The organism is Streptomyces sp. 2323.1 (assembly GCF_900221035.1).
Taxonomy (GTDB): domain Bacteria; phylum Actinomycetota; class Actinomycetes; order Streptomycetales; family Streptomycetaceae; genus Streptomyces; species Streptomyces sioyaensis.
In genome coordinates this window covers 8085379-8103532 of record NZ_LT907981.1, presented here as the reverse complement: position 1 = coordinate 8103532, position 18154 = coordinate 8085379, and the positions used below count along the sequence as shown (strand labels likewise).

Genomic DNA, 18154 nt, shown 5'->3' with positions numbered 1-18154 from the left:
GGAGAAGACGGAGTGCGACAGATGATGGACCAGCAGCAGTTCGGAAAAGTCCGTGACGTGGTCGAGCGGTGGGTGGAAGGCCCGGGCGAGCGTTGGGCAGAACACATCGAGGAGACCGGGGAGGTCCCCGAGTCGGTGTGGACCGAGCTCAACGAGCTCGGGTTCCTGCGGCTGGCCGCCCCGGTGGAGTACGGCGGCCAGGGCCTCGGGTTCACCCAGTGGATGGAGCTGATGGAGATCTTCTCCCGCTCCCACGGTTCCCTGCGCATGATCGTGCACGTCGTCAACGGCATCTGGCGGTCGATGGACGGTCACGCCTCCGACGAACAGCGCAAGCGGTTCGTCGTGCCGGCCGTCCTGGGCGAGATCAAGATCGCGTTCACCCTGACCGAGCCGGACAACGGCACCGGAGCGGACATCACCACCTCGGTGGTCCGCGAGGGCGACACCTACTACCTGTCGGGCCGCAAGCACTTGATCACGTTCGGGATGCGCTGTGACTACTACCTCCTGGCGGCACGCGTCGCGGGCACCACGGGCCACGAGGGCACAGTCGCCCTGCTGGTGCCGCGGGACGCGCCGGGAGTCCGGGCCGAAGACTCCTCCCACACGATGGGCGTCACCGGTACCGACCACGCCTCGCTCGTCTTCGACCGCACCCCTGTGCCCGTGGACCACCGGCTCGGCGAGGAGGGCCAGGGCCTGGAGGTGTTTCTCGGCGGATTCCTCACCCCGTCGCGGATATCCGTCGCGATGAGCTGCGTCGGCCTCGCCCAGCGCGCCCAGCAGCTCGCCGTCGACTACGCCCGCTCCCGGGTGACCTTCGGCAAGACGCTGACAGAGCGTCAGGCCATTCAGTTCATGCTTGCCGAGAACGCGGCGGACATCGAGGCGGCCCGGCAGCTCGTGCTGCACGCCGCGCGCCGCTTCGAGGAGGGCGCCGACGACGCGTCCATGCAGTCCTCGATGGCCAAGATGCACGCGGTGACGATGCTGACCACCGTCACGGACAAGGCACTGCAGATCCACGGCGGCCGCGGCTACTGGAAGTCCCAGAAGATCGAGCGCGTCTACCGTGACGCCCGCGCGCAACGCTTCGAGGAGGGCTCCAACGAGGTGCAAAAAGCCGTGGTCTTCCGCGAACTGCTGCGGCAGACCGGGACCGTCACCGAGGGAGCTGCGCGATGAACGAGATCCGACAGGACCACACGACCGGCGGCGCCAAGATCTCCCTCATCACGGGCGCTTCGCGCGGCATCGGACGCGCCCTGGCACTGACCTTGGCCCGTCAGGGCGGCACCGTGGTCGTCAACTACAAGAAGAACGCCGAACTGGCCGAGAAGACCGTCGCCGACGTCGAGGAGGCCGGCGGCCGGGGCGCTGCCGTCCAGGCCGACGTCGAGACGACGGAAGGCGTCACGGCACTGTTCGACGAGGTCGCACGTCGCTACGGACGCCTGGACCACTTCGTCTCCAACGCCGCCGCCAGCGTCTTCAAGAACATCCTCGACCTCGGCCAGCACCACCTGGACCGCTCCTACGCCATGAACCTGCGCCCCTTCGTGCTCGGCGCCCAGCAGGCGGTCCGGCTCATGGACGCCGGCGGCCGGATCGTCGCGCTGTCGTCCTACGGATCGGTCCGCGCCTACCCGACATACGCCGCGCTCGGCGGGATGAAGGCGGCGATCGAGGCGTGGGTGCGTTACATGGCGGTCGAGTTCGCGCCGTACGGCATCAACGTCAATGCCGTGAACGGCGGCCTGATCGATTCCGACTCGCTCGCCTACTTCTACGGCATCGAGGGCATGCCCGACATGCGCGGCGTCCTGGACCGCATCCCTGCCGGGCGACCCGGCACCGTGCAGGAGATGGCCGACACCGTCGCCTTCCTGCTGGGTGAGGGCGCCGGATATGTCACCGGCCAGACTCTGGTCGTCGACGGGGGCCTGAGCGTGGTCGCCCCGCCGTTCTTCACGGACGCCGGCGAAGCACTGCGTCTGCCACCCCGCCCGACACGGGAATCCTGAGAGACGAGGGGCGTGCGACGTGTACGACCATGTCTTCCGGGCCGGCTCCATCGGCACCATGAGGCTTCCGCATCGCATCGTCATGGGCGCCATGCACCTCAACCTGGAGACCAGGGACGATGACGGCGCCGCCCTGGCCGCGTTCTACGCCGAGCGCGCGGCCGCGGGCGCGGCACTCATCGTCACCGGAGGAGTGGCCGTGAACGCCGTGGGCGCGGGCGGCCCGGGGTACGGGGTGATCGGCGACTCCCGGGACAGGGCGGCCCTTTCGGCGGCGGTGCGTGCGGTGCACGACCGCGGTGGACGGATCGCTCTTCAGCTCTTTCACGCGGGGCGGTACGCCCAGCCCGGCGCCCGCGAGGGGGTCGGTCGCCCCGTCGCCCCGTCGCCGGTGTACAGCGGCTTCTCCCGCTGCACCCCCCGGGAGATGTCCCCCAGGGACATCACCACCACGATCGACGACTTCGCCGAGGGTGCGTGCACCGCACGCGCCCTCGGGTTCGACGCCGTGGAGGTGATGGGCTCCGAGGGCTATCTGATCAACCAGTTCACGGCACCGCTGACCAACCTGCGCGACGACGCGTGGGGCGGTGACGCCGAACGACGGCGCAGGTTTCCGCTGGCGGTGCTGCGCGGGGTCCGCGCGGCCGTGGGCCGGGACTTCCCGGTGCTCTTCCGCATCTCCGGGAACGACTTGGTGGCCGGGGGCACTCCGCCGGGCGAGGTCACCGCGCTCGCGGTGGCGCTTGCCGAAGCCGGGGCCGACGCGCTCTCCGTCGGCGTGGGCTGGCACGAGTCACCGGTGCCCACCGTGCAGTCCCAGGTCCCCGCCGGTACCTGGGCGGCCGGCGGCAAGGAACTGAAACGCCGTCTGCTGGCCGCCGGCCACAAGGATGTCGCGGTGATCGCCTCCAACCGCTTCCACCACATCGCGCAGGCCGAAGACGCCCTGTCCGGTGGCGAGTTGGACTTCGTGGCCATGGCGCGGCCGTTCCTGGCCGACCCGGAGATCGTCGCCAAGTCGGCCGCCGGCCGCCCCGACCAGGTCAATCTGTGCATCGCCTGCAACGAGGCGTGCATCGACCGCTCCTTCGGCACCGAAAGGGTGTCCTGCCTCGTCAACCCCAGAGCCGGACACGAAGAGGAGTTTCCCCCACCACAGTCGACCCGCCACCGCAGTGTGCCGTTCGGCCGCTATGCCGTGATCGGTGCGGGCATCGCCGGACTGGAGGCCGCCCGTACGCTGGCCTGCCTCGGCCACCGTGTCGAGGTGTACGAAGCCGCGGCCCACACCGGCGGGCAGTTCCGGCTGGCCTCCCAGGTGCCGGGAAAGGCGGAATTCGCCGGGACCATCCACCACCACGTACGGGAACTACGGGACGCCGGTGTGCCGTTGCACTTGGGCCGTCGCATCGGCGGCGCGGACGTCCCGGAGCTGCGGTCGTTCGACGGTGTGGTGCTGGCCACCGGTGTGCTCCCCGCCGGATTGTCCCTCTCCGGCGCGGAGCTGCCCCACGTCCGCAACTACGCCCAGGCGTTCGCCGATCCCGAAGCGCTCGGCGGACAGATCGTCATCATCGGCGGGGGTGGTATCGCGGTCGATCTGGCGCACACCCTGACCACCGACCCGAATACCGAGGTGACGCCGGAGGAGTTCCTGGCCCGGCACGCCGTGGCCGGGAGCACTCCGCGCTCTGGGAGGGAACCCGCCGTCCGTGACGCGCCGCGCGAGGTGACGCTGTTGCGGCGTGGCCGGCGGATCGGAGCGGGCATCGGCCCCAGCACCCGCTGGGTCGTCATGCGGGACCTGAGGGCCGCCGGTGTACGGATGCTCACCGGCGTGACCTACCGGGAGATCACACCCACCGGCGTCCTCGTCACCGACGCGGAAGGCAGAGACCGCTCCATCAAAGCCGACCACGTCGTGCTTGCCGTTGGCCAGCTCCCCGTACGGGACCTGGCCCCGCTGTTGCGCGAGGCAGGCGTCCCCGTCGTCACCGCGGGCGGCGCCGCGGGAACGGACGGGCTCAACGCCGTACGGGCCACAGCGGAAGGCCTGCGCGCGGCGCACCGGATAACCCGCGTCGCCGTGGGGTGAGGACGTACGGGAGTGGGGGCACGCGAACGGAGCGGACTCCTGTCCCCACACTCCCGGACGGGTCGGTCTCAGCCGCTCTGTTCGAGGGCCATGAACACCGTGGAGAACTTGTCCAGCAGGTCCTCGCGATGCTGCACGCGGAGCTTTCGGTAGATGCGCGTCAGGTGCTGCTCCACCGTGCTGGCGGTGATGAACAGTTTCCCGGAGATCTCCCGATTCGTATGTCCCAGGATCGCCAGGACCGCCACGCGCCGTTCGGCGGAGCTCAGTTCGGCGAGTTCCGGGTGGTGGCAGACCTGGTGTTTGTCCCGTCCGACCCCCTGCGCGTCCGCGGTGACGAGATCGAGCAGCCGGCCCGCCTCGCACTGCTCGGCCATGCGCCGGGCCCGCTTCGACGTGGTCCGGGCGAGGTTCAGTCGCGAGGTCTCCCGGTAGGCGGCGGCGAGTTCGGTCAGCGTGTAGGCGAGCTGCAGCCTGCTTCCATCGCGTTCCAGAGTGTCCGCGGAGTTCTTCAGCAGGGAGAGCCGCCGGGCGTCGTCCTTGGTGGTCTTGGCGAGGAGGCGCAGCGTGGTCCCGTGAACGGACGTCTCCTCCTTGGGCAGCTGTTGCAGCTGTTGCCGGAGAGCGTCGCGGGCACCCGCCACGTCCCCGAGGGCCAGATACGCCTCCGCCATCCCGCAGCGCCAGGGCACCATCAGCTGGGTCTGGTCGGCGCGCGCGGGCGTCTCGATCCCCAGGGAGGCACTCATGTCCCTGCACGACTCGAAGTCGGCCAGCGCCGCGTGCAGCCGATCGGTCGCCAGGTGATACCTGCCGCGAGCGTATACGTACTTCAGACCGCCACACCCCTGGTACGCCGCCGGGGGAATGGGCCGGTCGAGCACTTCTGCGGCCTCCTGCGGCCTGCCCATCTCCGTCAGGGTCTGGACCAGCAGCGCGGCGATACCGGCGATCGGCGCACCCCATTCGTGCCAGGGCTTGCGCGCGAGCGCTTTCTGGATCCACCGGTACGCGGAGCCGAGGTCACCGAGCTCTAACGAGATCTTCGCCTGCACGACCGACACCAGGGCTTCCCACAGCGGCGACGGATGCGCTTCGAGCGCCTCCGACAGCTGGGTGAACCACGGCCGCGCGGCGGCCAGTGAGCCCAGGCTCTCCAGCACGGTGTAGGCGAACAACAGGGTCTCCACCGCCGAGGACTGGACCCGGATGCCCTGGAGCACCTGCTCGGCCCAGAAGATCGCCTGGGCCCGGTCTCCCTCATTGGCCGGGTCATTGATCTTGCGCAGACCGGTGAGCAGAGAATGCACGTCGGCACCCGGCCCATAACGCTCGTCGGCCTCACTGGAAGAGGACAATTTCAGCGTCGCCCAGTCCATCGGCATGCCGCTCCACAGGCTGTAGAGCGCTTCCGCGAGACCGACCTCGGCCGGATAGGGGGACCGTGGAGCCTTCTCACGCATCAGGGGCATCAGCTCTGTGGCCAGCTCCGTCAGACCGTGCCACAGCGCCGCTCGCACCAGGAACGCCAGGTCCGTCGCGTTCAGGACACCTCGGAAGGCAGCGCGGCCCAGCGTCGGCAGCAGGGAGGCCACCAGCCCTGGGTCGGTCAGCCAGGTGGTGCGCAGCAGCATCATCTCCACGGCGGAGCGCTCTTCGGGGCCGACTGCGGAGACCTTGGCCAGCTTGAGCAGCCTGCCGGCCACGTCCGTACTGCCGCTCTTCAGGGCCTGGTTGACGAGGCCCAGGACGAGGGGCAGATCCCATGGCGCGCCGATCATCCCCACCGCGGTGAGATGCTCCACGACCTGTGTCAGGGGCGCGCTGTCCTCGAAAAGGACATGTGCCGCCCGCAGATGCAGCTCTCCGCGCGCGGTGAAGCTCTCGTCCTGGAGCAGCGCCCGGCGCATGTCGGGCCGCAGGCAGTCGCCGGCCAGCATGCCGAGGTCGTTGAGCGCGCCGAAGATCCTGCTGGCCCTGGTGATGTCGATCCCGAGCAGTCGGGCCAGCCGTGGCAGGGAGGCGAAGTCGCCGAGGACGGCCACCGCGTGGGCGCCGCTGAGCATGCCGGGCATGTCCGTGTCGCTGATCATGCCCCGTACGCAGTCGTGGAAGGCCGTGTCGACGGTCAGTTCCTTCGGCTTCGGATCGGCCGACGTGAGCCACGTCCGCAGAAGACCGTCGACGAGGAGCAGGTTGCCGCCGGTCAGGTCATGGATGTCATCGGCCATGCGGTTCGCTGCCGAGCACGGGAAGGACCCGCGGAATTGCGGGATGTGCTCGGTGAGGGACCGGGCGATCTGCTTGCGTCCCAGGAGCCGCATCCGGACCAGGCTGGTGTACGGCAGTCGCAGGATGTCCGTGCGCAGGTCGTCGCAGAACGAGAGGGCGCATCCTGTTCGCTCGGCCATGGCCAGCCGGATGCGCGTCCCCTTCAGCCGTCGCGCCACGAAGCGCAGGAACAACTGCGAAGGGCCGTCGACGTAGTTGATGTCGTCGACGACTATGAGCAGGGGACGTCTCGCCGCGATCTTCAACAGCCGGGCGTACACCCACTCATAGGTCAGGCCGGACGGGTTCCGTAGACCATCCGCGAGGGACGACGAAGGGCCGGCGCCGTTCGGCTGGTCCCCGCCCTCCTCCGCCGCGTCCAACTGGTCCAGGATCTGCTGCAGGACCCCGAAGGAGGAGCCGTACTCGTTCAACCAGCCCGTCGCCCACAGGCTCAGCGCTCCGGAGTCTGCTTCCGATGCGCAGATCCGGTTGAGCGTGGTGGTCTTCCCTGTGCACTTCGGTCCACGAAGGAAGAGGAGTCCCCCATTTTTCTGCCAGTTCTTGAACTCCGGGGTCGCATGTTTCGACAGGACTACTTCAAGGATGTCGCTCACGGGGGTCCTCTCGCAAGACACAACTGCAGGTCAGCAGCGCACTATTGGCTTGGATGCGCGTGATGATGTATGCGCATCGAGGAATGAACATCCGACATTGACGACGGACCGTATCAACCGACCTGTCGTCCCTGGAATGCCTCAATGGCTGGATACTGAGGGCGAGTTCGGAAATGTCGCGCCCCCTCCCCGAGCCGTCAACCGATGGTTCGTACTCTGCCGTTCGCCGCCCTCCACCCGGTCGGACACCACCCGGTGCCCGCACCTGTGGTCCGTGCCGACCCGCGCCGGCACACGGTTCACGGACGGAGCGACACGGGCGTCGGAGGCGTCCGGCCGACATGGCGCCTACTGTGCGAGGAGGTGGCGGCACCCCGGCCCACTCTTGCGCCCTTCGGCTCTCCCTCGCGGACCCGGCCGCCGGCACCTCCAGGTCGGGGACGTGTTCGAGGATGGCGCGTTCCGGACGACGCGGCTCCCCCGACGGCTCCGGTCCGAACCGCTCCACGAGTTCGCCCCCGAGGTGCCCGAAGACCGACAGCACGTCGGTCCGCCGGCCGCACCGGTGGAGCGCCTGCATCAGCCGACCGCTCAGCCGCTCACACAGCGGGCGCGGGTGGCCACGCCCCGGCCGGCATTCAGCGGAAGACAGGTGAGCAGCCGGCGTTCCATCAGACCACCGAGCGGCGATATCGCGCCGTCCACGCCTGTCTGACGAGTGCCCTGTACGCGGAAGTGCACATCAACCTCATTTCCCTCTGCCCCCGCCTTTTATCGTTCCTGACGGCCGGTCGACCGTGGAGACATCACCACGCAGGTGGTGGCGAGAATTCACCGCGGGTGAGGCGGTGACGGGAGCGGAGCCACGCTGAGCCCGGTGCCAGCACGCCCACTCTCCATCACCCTCTGCTCATCGCTACGAATTTGGCTGGAATTCTGGAGATCTGCGTCGCCACGGAGGACTCGGAAAGAAAGGATGTGCGGATACGTGGCAGCATCCGAACTCCTGTGGATGACGCTGACTTCCTCGGATCCGGAATGGACCGGACGGACCGGTTCGGCGGATCTCGCTCTGCCACATTGCATGGATGCCCGGTCCGGAGTCCAGCTTTGCAGAAGATCTTTGCCCTTTTGAACATGCCGGCGCTCCCCCCGGGGGAGGGGCAACCGACGACCGTGGTGAACGGCCCGGGACGCCGTGAAGGGCGCACAGAGACCGCGCTCGAGCGCCTTGCGCCGGGCCACGGGCACCTGCGGTTCAGCGCGAGTCCGTCGCCCCGCGGGCCTGAGCGGCGGCGAGCGACCGAGCGGCCGGCAGGCCCGCACCAGGGCGGCGGCCAGGACCCGGGTGTGCCCGGGAAATTCCTACGTCGCAACAAGGAATACCTCATCGAAGACTAACCCGCCCCCCCTCCATGCCGAGTTGGACCGGATGGGGACCTACGGACGGCAGATCCAGACAGGCCGGCAGGCCGAAGAGCACCTGCGCTCACACCATGAAACCACTCGGCGGAGCCGACGGAAGGCACACCCCCACCAATTTCGAAGGCCCGGTTTACTCACCCCTAATATTTAGGATTCCCCCCTATTCCCCCGCACCACCCCCCTGTTTTCGCCAGCGCGCGATGTGCGCCATTCGCGGGCTGATTATAGTCAAGTCAGCCTGTGACGGTGTCCCCCATCAGGCATTCTGCGAGCAGGGCTGATTCATGGCACTTCAGGATGTTTCTTCGAGGCGAGTGCCGGCTGGTTAACCGTCGAGGGCGCTTCGCCCGTTTCTCTGCATTCCGTACGTTCCCTTCCCGACACTCTGGAGGCTGTGGTGGGTAGCTCCGTCACACAGACACGCAATCCCGCCAGGCAGCAGCCCGAATGGGCCGACCCCTTCCAGGCAGAGCGGGTACGGACGATCCTCGCCGAGCTGCCTCCTCTGGTGAGGGCGGAGGACGTCCGCGGACTCGGTGACCAGTTGGCGGGGGTGGCGCGAGGAGAGGCCCACGTCCTCCAGGCCGGTGACTGCGCGGAGCACCCCGACGAATGCACGGCGGAACATGTCTCGCGCAAGTCCGCCCTGCTTCACCTGCTCGGCGACACCCTGCAGGCCGCAACCGGCAAACCGGTTGTGCGCGTGGGTCGCATCGCCGGCCAGTTCGCCAAGCCCCGCTCGCACCGGGTCGAACCGGTCGATGGTGTCGACCTGCCCGTCTATCGCGGACACATGATCAACGCCCCCACTCGTGACCTCGCCGGCCGCCGCCACGACCCCCTGCGGATGCTGATGGCCTACCGGGCGGCCAACGACGTCATGGAGCATCTCGGCTGGCGTGGCCCCGCCGGCGACTCACACCACCCCGGTACCGGTACCTCGATTCCGACCTGGACCAGCCACGAAGCGCTGGTCCTGGACTACGAATTCCCCCTGGTCCGTGACCTGGGCGACGGACAACGCCTCCTCGGCTCCACCCATTGGCCCTGGGTCGGCAAGCGCACCGATCAGCTCGACGGTGCCCATATCGACCTGATCTCCGAGGTGCTCAACCCCGTTGCGGTGAAGGTCGGTCCCACGACCACCCCGGCCGACCTCACCGCGCTGTGTGCCCGCCTCGACCCACAGCGCCGTCCGGGACGCCTCACGCTCATCGCCCGCATGGGCGCCGATGCGGCAAGCTCATGCCTCGCCCCGCTCGTCCAGACCGTCCGCCGTGCCGGCCACCCGGTGATCTGGCTGTGCGACCCCATGCACGGCAACACCGTCACCGCCCCCGACGGCCACAAGACCCGCTTGCTGCCCACCATGGCCGATGAAGTCCAGGCCTTCTGCCGGGCCGTCACCTTCGCCGGTGGCATCGCCGGCGGACTCCACCTGGAGGCCACGCCCGACGACGTCACCGAATGCGCCCCCGACTTCCGCGCCCTCGACTCCCCCACCGTCCGCCGTACCACCCTGTGCGACCCCCGCCTCAACCCTGAACAGGCCGTCTCACTCGTCTCCAGGTGGCACCAAGACCCGTGAACACGTACGGCGGGCAAGGCCTTCTTCACCTTGCCGAGTCCCGGGACTTCAGGTTCCGCTTGGTCGTGAGCAGTGGTTCCTGCGGAAACGCGGGAATCCGCGTCTGATGCGCAACGCGCGCGAGGGCTGTTCGTGCGCAATCCGGGGATGGTGTCTGCTTCGCACGAACAGCCGTAACGAACCGAGGTCCTCAGCATCGGCGAACAGTAAGGGCACGGTGGCGTAGTACTGCTCGATGCGAGCACACAGCGAGTTGCTCATGCGGCGCAACCCCAGGGCTTGGTCAAGTTACGTAGGTGCCCGAATCGTTCATGCTCAGGATGGGGATTGATCGTCGGGGCTCGTCACGGATCGCCCGCCTTACGCGCGAAGCTGACATCGGCCGCCCGCTTGTGCACCGTCCCCGTCGCCTACCTGGACGACCGGGCCGGTTCAGCGTGCGGGAACGCTCACCAGCGCACCGGCAGACTGCGTACGCCCCGGACTCTGATGCCCGGCAGCCAGTCGAGACCGGCCGGATCGATGTCGAGCGCCAGGTCGGGACAGCGGCGCAGCAGGGTCAGGATCGCGACCCGGCTCTCCATCCGCGCCAGCCCGGCACCCAGGCAGAAGTGGATGCCGTGGCCGAAGGCGACGTGGCCACTGCGGGTGCCGGTCGTACCGCGGCGGATGTCGAACGTGTCGGGTCGCTCGAACTGCGCAGGGTCACGCCCCGCCGCCGCGATGCTGACCAGAACCGTCTCCCTGGGCGGGATCTTCGTGGCGCCGTAGCTGACGGCCTCGATGGTGAACCGCTTGGTCGACGTCTCCACCGGGCCGTCGTAGCGCAGCATCTCCTCGACCGCCTGGTCGATCAGGCCCTCCGGGTCGGTACGCAGCGCCGCCAGTTGTTCGGGGTTTGCCAGGAGCGCGCGTACCCCGTTGGTGATCAGGCTGGCCGTGGTCTCGTGGCCCGCAAGGATCAGGATGAACACCATCGAGTGCAGCTCGGCGGCCGACAGGCGGTCGTTGTCCTCCGCGTTTGTCCGCAACAGCGAGGAGATCAGGTCGCCGGTCGGCGTAGAGCGGCGCTTGTCCTCGATCAGGTTCTTCAGGTAGTCCGTCAACGCCATCCCGGCCTGCGCGAAACCCCGGCTCTTCCACCAGGCTATGGTGTCTGGTTCGGCCGGCACCAGAACCCGCTCCGTCCAGCCGCGGAAGTCCTCCCGGTCGGCGAACGGGACCCCGAGCAGTTCGCAGAGCACGGTTACCGGCAGCGGGGACGCCAGCGCCGAGACCAGGTCGGCTCGCCGCCGCCCGGCCACCATCTCATCGAGGAGACCGTCGGTGATCTCCTGGACGCGCGGGCGCATCGCCTCCACCCGGCGCGCGGTGAACTCCCGCGAGACGAGCCGTCTCAGCCGCGTGTGGTCCGGCGGATCGGTGATCAGGACGTGCCGCTCCTCCTCGCTCGGCGGGTCGAGGGACTTGGCCAGACGTGGATCGGACAGGGCCGCCCGGGCCTCGTCGTAGCCGACGATCAGCCAGAACCGGTCCCCATCGGCCAAGACAATCTCGTGCACCGGCCCGGCCTCGCGCAGCTGGGCGTAGTAGGGGTACGGGTCGGTGAAGAAACCGGGGCCGTATGCGCTCAGGTCGACGGTCACCATACGGAGGACGCCGTCTCGTCGTGCTCGGGGCGACCGGCCGGATGTTCCAGGCCGGTCAGGTAGTCGAGGCCGGCCAGCGGCTGGTCGGTGAAGAACCGCAGCACCAGGTCGGCCCAGTCGGCATTGCGTTCCAGGAACGACACGTGGCAGGTCTCGCGAATGGTCGTGAACGCCGCGCCGTTGATGCCGGCGGCCATCCTCCGCGTCAGGTCAGGGGGAGCGAGCTCGTCGTGCTCCCCGGTCACGCACAGGGCGGGTATCCCGGAGATCCGGCCCGGTAGCGTCGCCGGGTGGTCGACCAACCGCTGGGCGACGGCGAGGTACCGTACCAGTTCCGCCTCCGACGCCGTGCTCAGATGGTCGAGCAGAGCGCGCCGGACGGCCACCCGATTGCGTACGGTCCGGGTCGGGTCCCCGTTCACGCACAGTTCCACCATCGTGCGCCCGAATTCGTCCGCCCGGCCCAGCCTCAGCCAGTGTTCGAGTTCGACGGCCCCGCGACGTGCGGTGTCGCCCAACGCCGCGCCGGTGAGCATCAGCCGCGCGATCCGCTCCGGGTACTCCTGGGCGAACCGGTGCGTGGGCGCGGCGCCCAGGCTGATGCCGAGCAGGTTGATGCGGGGCAGATCCAGTTCGTCGAGCAGATAGGCCAGCGCGCCGGCGTCGAAGTCGTATCCGACGGTCCGCGGCACCGGATTGGGCGAGTACGAGCCCGGCGGCTCCATGCAGATGATGGTGGCCGAGTCGTGCCAGTACTTGTCGTAGCGGTGGTAGCTGCGGATGTTCTGGAACGCCGCGCACATGACGACTATCGGCTCGGTGACCGGTGCCGGGCACTCAAGGATCCGGCAGGCGAATTCATAGCCCTGGTACGAGAATTGCCTGACCTGTTCGGCCGCAAAGCTGTCGGCCATGGTTGCGTTCTCCGATCCGCCGGTGACCCGGCACGGTGAGGGAATTGCCGGCCCGCGGGCGACATCCACGCTGTCCTGCTCGACCGTCTTCCGGGCGTACGTCTGCAGGTGGACCAGCGGATGCCGGTCGGCCAGTGGAATAAGGGGTGATGGGGGGCGAGGCCGGATTATGCGGTGACTTCTTCGACAGTTTCGGCCGACGGTGCGCGCGGTTTGCGGCCGAATACGGTCAGCACCAGTGCGGCCACGACGAGCGCTGCGCCGGCGGCGACGGGCAGCGCAGGCCCGGAGAAGTCGAGCAGCACCCCGGTCAGCACCGCACTCAGCGCGCCGCCGCCCGCGGTTGCCGTCGCCATCCAGCCGAACGCCTCCGCCCTGCGGTCCTCCGGGGACGCCTCGGCGATCTGCTCGTAGGTAGCCGCCAGAGTCGGCGCGATGGCCGTCCCGCCGAGGAACAGCACCACGACGATCAGCCAGAGGGGCACCGTACCCAGAACCGGCGGGAGCAGGACGGCGAGCGCGGCCATCCCGGCGGCCATCCCCGCGACCCGCAGCGCCCGGGGCAGTCCCCGGGCAAAGGTACTCAGCGCGAACCCGCCGGCCAGCGAGCCGGTCGTCCAACAGGCGGTCAGCACCCCGGCCAAGGCGGGACGGCCGATGTTCTGTGTCCAGGCCACCACCGACAGGTTGACGGCGAAGATCGCGGCGGTGACCAACATCGAGATGGCGACCACCCGGACGAAGGGCCCCTCGGTCAGCAGGGACCGCGTGGCGAGCCGCTCGCCGCGCTGCGGCAACGGCTCGCCGCCCAGGCCGACACGGCCGAGCGCGGCGGCGAAGACGAGGGCCGAGACCAGGGCCAGCAGCGCCGTGACACCGACCGCCCAGTACGGCCCGGCGACGGCGATGACCAGGGCGGCGAGCAGCGGCCCGATGGTGGTGATCACCTCCGACGCGGTCGCCTCAGCTGTGTAGAGCGCGGAGGTCAGCTCCGAGCCGACGATCTTGGGCCACACCGCCCGGCTGATCTGTGACACCGGCACGGCACTGAGCCCGGTCACCAGCGCGACGACCACGACCACCGGCCACGAGGAGGCGGGCGCCCTCGCCGCGAACGTCACGATCACGGCCAAGCCCGTCGTGTAGCCGACGCCCGTGATCACCAGCAGCCGGCCGGTCGAGCCGCGGTCCGCCGCCCGTCCGCGCAGGGGCCCGGCCGCGCCCTGTCCCAGGGTCAGCGCGCAGCCGACCAGGCCGACGACGACGTACGAGTTGCTCCAACGCACCAGCATGAGCGACAGCGCGATCGGTAGAGCCGACACGTTGAGCCGGCCCAGCATCGACCAGAGGAACAGCTGGGGCAGACCGGGAACCCTCATCAGGTCCTTGACGCCACTCATCGGTTGAGACACGTGGAGTCCTTCCTGGAAGCTCAACGTGAGGCCCCCGACTCAACCAGAGCCAGCGACGGGCCAGAACCCCTACGAGCCCCTAGGAGCGTGGGTCGGTAACGAGTAAGAGGCCTGCTCCTGACTACCCGGCTGGTCAGCTGGCGAGGGCGGCGAGTCCGACGGTTCCGGCGTGTCGGAAGATTTTGCGGAGGTTGTGGCAGGCGGCCGGCGGCGTTCTCGTGCCGCAGCACGAGCAACTCGGCGTCCTTGATGGTTTCGCGGGCAGCAGCACCGACGGGACGGAGAGCAGCTTCCGGACCATCTTGTACGCCAGTGAGACGATCACGCAGACATGTTCCCAGCGGCCGACCCGTACCGCTCCCACCTGAGGCAATGACGTGTCGAGCGGCACAGCCAAGTCGGTAGCGGTTACGAAATATGCCGGGGTTTCATCAGATGGTGTAGCTCGGTCCCCGTTTGGCCGTTTCGCCGTTCTTCTGTTGCTGATGATCGGAGGGCGTCCGTCGTCGTTGAGGAGTGCTGTCCGTTGCCTTGGCGTTGCCGGCCTCATGCACCATCCGCACAACAGAAATGACTCATCGTGCATTTGACTCCGCATGAGCAGGAGCGCTTGCTGATCCACGTCGCGGCCGACGTAGCAGAAAGGCGTCGTGCTCGGGGGCTGCTCCTCAACTATCCCGAGGCCATGGCCCTGTTGACCGCTCACGTCTTCGAGGCGGCGCGTGACGGGAAGAACGTCAGCGACGTCATGGATTCGGGCCGACAGTTGCTGACCCGCGCCGACCTGATGGACGGCGTCCCGGAGATGATCAACAACGTCCAGGTGGAGGCGACCTTCCCGGACGGCACCAAGCTGGTCACGATCCACAACCCCATCCCGGAGGCCGCCGAGGAGCCCGTGATCCACCCAGGCAAGATCGAGCACCCCAAGCCTCCGCGTCAGGCGGGCTGCCCGGTCGACTGCGACGACACCGACCCGTCTGCCTGTTGCGACGCGTGCGACGAAACCGCTTCCTGGCACGAGTCGATCAAGTTCAACAAGGACCTGCAGGGCGACGCGAAGAAGAAGACCATCAAGGTCAGAAATACGTCTGACCGTCCCATTCAGGTCGGCTCCCACTACCACTTCGCCGAGGCCAACCCCGGGCTCACGGTGATCGAGAGCCCCGTCGGCACGCCCGCGAGCGATCCACTGCTCTGGAACTGCGCCGAGGCGAAGGGGCGCAGGCTCAACATCGCCGCGGGCAAGTCCGTGCGGTTCGAGCCGGGCGACGAGTGCTGCGTCGAGCTGGTGGAGATCGCGGGCGAAGCCAAGGGTGGCAAGACCGGCAAGATTCAGGGCCTGCGCAAGGGGATCGTCCGATGAGCCGCTACGAGAGTGCCAGCAACGAGCTGAGGCGCACGGAATACACCACCCTGTACGGGCCCACCACCAAGGATCGCGTCCGCCTGGCCGACACGGACCTCACCGTCGAGATCGAAGCCGACTGGGCCGGTGGGCCGCAGAACAGCGGCAACGAGATGATCTTCGGCGGCGGCAAGGTGATCCGGGAGTCGATGGGCATGTCCCACATCCCGAGGAACGGGCTCAAGGGCAAGGGCCCCAAACCCGTGGACACGGTCATCACGGGGGCGCTGATCCTCGATTGGTGGGGCGTGGTCAAGGCCGACGTCGGCATCAGGGATGGCGACATTTTCGCCATCGGCAAGGCGTACAACCCCGAGACGATGGATGCGATCTCGTCGTTCGAGGAACCCGTGCGCGACCTGGAGCCCGACATGCCGCGATGGCAGCCGGAGAACTTCGTGGTGGGGCCGAACACCGAGGTGATCGCCGGCAACGGCCGGATCCTGACCGCGGGCGGTGTGGACACCCACGTGCACTTCATCTGCCCCGGAGAGATCCACGAGGCTCTGGCCTCGGGCGTGACCACCCTCATCGGCGGCGGCACCGGTCCGGCCGAGGGCAGCACGGCCACCACCGTGACCCCCGGCGCGTGGCACATCACCCGCCTCTTCGAGGCGCTGGACGAGTTCCCGGTCAACATCGGCCTGCTCGGCAAGGGCAGCACGATGAACGAGCAGGCGCTGAACGAGCAGGTGGACGCCGGGATCATCGGGTTCAAGGTGCACGAGGACTGGGGTGCCACACCCGCGGTGATCGACCAGGCGCTGAAGGTCTGCGAGGACCGCAAGATCCAGCTCGCCCTGCACGCCGACTCGTGCAACGAGTCGGGGTTCCTGGAGAGCACCAAGGACGCCATCGGTGGGCGTTCCATCCACATCTTCCACGTCGAGGGCGCCGGCGGCGGTCATGCCCCGGACATGATCGAGCTGGTCAAGGAGCCCAATATCCTGCCTGCCTCGACCAACCCCACCCGGCCCCTGACGGTGAACACCGTCAAGGAGCACGTGGACATGATGATCGTGTGCCACCACCTCAACCCGGACATCCCCGCGGACCTGGCCTACGCGGATTCGCGCATCCGGCCGTCCACCATGGCCGCGGAGGACCTCCTCCACGACATGGGCGCCATCTCGATGATGTCCTCGGATGCCCAGGCGATGGGGCGCATCGGCGAGATGGTCATGCGAACCTGGCAGACCGCACACGTCATGAAGTGCCGCTACGGCACACTGCCCGAAGACCTGAAGTACGCGAACGTCCGGACGATCGACGAGGACAACCGCGACGCGGATTCGCGAAAGAAGGTCAAGCACAACTTCCATGCGGGCAGCCGGATGCCGAACGACAACTTCCGGGCTCGTCGGTACGTCGCGAAGTACACGATCAATCCCGCGCTCACGCACGGAATCGATCACCGTATCGGTTCCGTGGAGAAGGGGAAGCTGGCCGACCTGGTGCTGTGGGAGCCGAAGTTCTTCGGCGTCAAGACGCACATGGTCCTCAAGGGCGGACAGATCGCTTACGCGCAGTGCGGCGACGCCAACGCCTCGATCACGACGCCGCAGCCCTACCTGCCGCGGCCGGTCTGGGGATCCACCGGTCGCGCTCCAGGGAGCAACTCGGTGAACTTCGTCGCCCCGGACGCCGCGGCCAACTTGAACAAGCGGTTCGACCCCACCAGGCCGAGCAGCAACCCGGGTGTGGAGACGGACACGGTCCGTCTCCACAAGAAGTTCGTCGCGATCAAGGACACCGTGCGGGACGTCAAGAAGGAGCACATGAAGCTGAACAACGCGTTGCCCACGGGCCTCGAAGTCGACCACAACAGCTTCGAGGTCACCATCGGCGGAGCGACGACGGGCGACTCCCGCACCCAGCTCGACGGTGTGACCATTCCGCGCGCCTACGTCACTGAAGTCCCCATGGCACAGCGGTACTTCCTCTTCTGACGACTGTGTTCTGGCCGGAGCCCTGGGGCCGGGCAAGACGTGCCCGCCCCCGGGGCCGCCGCCTCCGACCCTGCGAAAGGCAGCCGCTCGCCCATGAGCCGTGCAGCCCTGCTCCTGTTGGCCGACGGCCGCTTCCCCGCCGGTGGGCACGCCCATTCCGGCGGCGTCGAGGCCGCCGTCGCGCACAACGCCGTACATGACACCGACAGCCTGGAGGCGTTCTGCCGCGGCCGTCTGCACACCACCGGTCTCACCACGGCGGGACTGGCCGCCGCAGCCGCCGCCGGGTGTGACCCGCTGCTGCTCGACGCCGCCGCCGACGCGCGCACCCCCGTGCCCGCGCTGCGTGCCGTCGCCCGCAGGCTCGGCCGGCAGATGATGCGCGCGGCCCGCGCCACCTTCCCATCAGCTGAACTCGACCAGTTGGCCGCTGCACGTCCGCAGGGCGCCCACCAGCCCATCGTGCTGGGCCTCGCCGCCCGCGCCGCCGGGCTCGCCCCGGTGGACGCCGCCCAGGCCGCCGCGTACGAGACCATCGGCGGCCCGGCCACCGCGGCGGTGCGTCTGCTGAGCCTCGACCCGCTCGACGCTTCGGGGCTCCTTGCCCGCCTCGGGCCCGAGACCGACGACGTCGCGCAAGCCGCGGCCGACGCCGCGACCCGCGCCCTGACCGAGGGCCTCGACGCCCTGCCGTCGGCCTCCTCCCCCCTGCTGGACATCACCGCCCAGCAGCACGCCGCCTGGACCGTCCGGCTCTTCGCCTCCTGAACCCCCACCACACTTCTGTCGAAACGGA

Annotated in this window: 13 protein-coding genes and 1 pseudogene; 8 read left to right on the top strand and 6 right to left on the bottom strand. The window is 68.6% G+C overall.

Features of this window, described 5'->3' with window-relative positions:
• The first annotated feature begins 21 nt into the window (after positions 1 to 21).
• The 3 genes from CPH93_RS34890 to CPH93_RS34880 are packed head-to-tail and all read left to right on the top strand — an operon-like array spanning position 22 to position 4125.
• Positions 22 to 1188 (top strand): acyl-CoA dehydrogenase family protein, encoded by a 1167-nt coding sequence (locus CPH93_RS34890; protein WP_093481355.1) that lies wholly within the window; start codon positions 22 to 24, stop codon positions 1186 to 1188.
• The gene (locus CPH93_RS34885; RefSeq protein ID WP_096215169.1) at positions 1185 to 2027 is read left to right on the top strand and encodes an SDR family oxidoreductase; all 843 of its coding nucleotides are present in this window, start codon (positions 1185 to 1187) and stop codon (positions 2025 to 2027) included. The genes CPH93_RS34890 and CPH93_RS34885 overlap by 4 nt, the downstream gene beginning before the upstream one ends.
• A 19-nt stretch (positions 2028 to 2046) precedes the next feature.
• Positions 2047 to 4125, top strand: coding sequence for an oxidoreductase (locus CPH93_RS34880; RefSeq protein ID WP_096215168.1), 2079 nt, complete (start codon positions 2047 to 2049; stop codon positions 4123 to 4125).
• Positions 4126 to 4193: 68 nt separating this feature from the next.
• Here CPH93_RS34880 and CPH93_RS34875 read toward each other — a convergent pair whose 3' ends face one another.
• The gene (locus tag CPH93_RS34875) at positions 4194 to 7013 is read right to left on the bottom strand and encodes a helix-turn-helix transcriptional regulator (protein WP_231977090.1); all 2820 of its coding nucleotides are present in this window, start codon (positions 7011 to 7013) and stop codon (positions 4194 to 4196) included.
• A complete protein-coding gene (locus CPH93_RS37705; RefSeq protein ID WP_443031477.1) occupies positions 6997 to 7620 on the bottom strand; it encodes a BTAD domain-containing putative transcriptional regulator in 624 nt (207 codons plus the stop codon). Before CPH93_RS37705 ends, CPH93_RS34875 begins: the two co-directional genes overlap by 17 nt.
• A 1215-nt stretch (positions 7621 to 8835) precedes the next feature.
• Here CPH93_RS37705 and CPH93_RS34865 point away from each other — a divergent pair.
• Positions 8836 to 10026: a 3-deoxy-7-phosphoheptulonate synthase gene (locus tag CPH93_RS34865; RefSeq protein WP_096215166.1), complete on the top strand. Its 1191-nt coding sequence runs from the start codon at positions 8836 to 8838 to the stop codon at positions 10024 to 10026.
• A gap of 449 nt (positions 10027 to 10475) precedes the next feature.
• Here CPH93_RS34865 and CPH93_RS34855 read toward each other — a convergent pair whose 3' ends face one another.
• The 4 genes from CPH93_RS34855 to CPH93_RS36015 all read right to left on the bottom strand — a co-directional run bounded on the left by CPH93_RS34855 (position 10476) and on the right by CPH93_RS36015 (position 14326).
• Entirely contained in the window at positions 10476 to 11675 is a 1200-nt protein-coding gene (locus tag CPH93_RS34855) for a cytochrome P450 family protein (RefSeq protein WP_096215165.1), read from the bottom strand.
• Positions 11669 to 12589 carry an alpha/beta fold hydrolase gene (locus CPH93_RS34850; RefSeq protein ID WP_093481362.1) on the bottom strand — a complete coding sequence of 307 codons (921 nt, stop codon included), beginning with the start codon at positions 12587 to 12589 and terminating at the stop codon, positions 11669 to 11671. The genes CPH93_RS34855 and CPH93_RS34850 overlap by 7 nt, the downstream gene beginning before the upstream one ends.
• A gap of 167 nt (positions 12590 to 12756) precedes the next feature.
• Positions 12757 to 14001 carry an MFS transporter gene (locus CPH93_RS34845; RefSeq protein WP_159395123.1) on the bottom strand — a complete coding sequence of 415 codons (1245 nt, stop codon included), beginning with the start codon at positions 13999 to 14001 and terminating at the stop codon, positions 12757 to 12759.
• Between the two features lie 133 nt (positions 14002 to 14134).
• Positions 14135 to 14326 (bottom strand): hypothetical protein, encoded by a 192-nt coding sequence (locus CPH93_RS36015; protein ID WP_159395122.1) that lies wholly within the window; start codon positions 14324 to 14326, stop codon positions 14135 to 14137.
• 255 nt (positions 14327 to 14581) lie between these two features.
• On the opposite strand from CPH93_RS36015, the pseudogene CPH93_RS37135 reads away from it, so the two are divergent.
• From CPH93_RS37135 to CPH93_RS34830, 4 genes and pseudogenes are all read left to right on the top strand, one after another.
• Positions 14582 to 14878, top strand: a pseudogene (locus CPH93_RS37135) (urease subunit gamma); the annotation flags it as partial.
• A 21-nt stretch (positions 14879 to 14899) separates the two neighbouring features.
• Positions 14900 to 15367 (top strand): urease subunit beta, encoded by a 468-nt coding sequence (locus tag CPH93_RS37130; RefSeq protein WP_231977509.1) that lies wholly within the window; start codon positions 14900 to 14902, stop codon positions 15365 to 15367.
• A complete protein-coding gene (locus CPH93_RS34835) occupies positions 15364 to 17358 on the top strand; it encodes an urease subunit alpha (RefSeq protein ID WP_096215162.1) in 1995 nt (664 codons plus the stop codon). The genes CPH93_RS37130 and CPH93_RS34835 overlap by 4 nt, the downstream gene beginning before the upstream one ends.
• 93 nt (positions 17359 to 17451) lie before the next feature.
• On the top strand, positions 17452 to 18126 hold the full coding sequence (locus CPH93_RS34830) for an urease accessory protein UreF (RefSeq protein WP_096215161.1): 675 nt from the start codon (positions 17452 to 17454) through the stop codon (positions 18124 to 18126).
• The last annotated feature ends 28 nt before the right edge of the window (positions 18127 to 18154 follow it).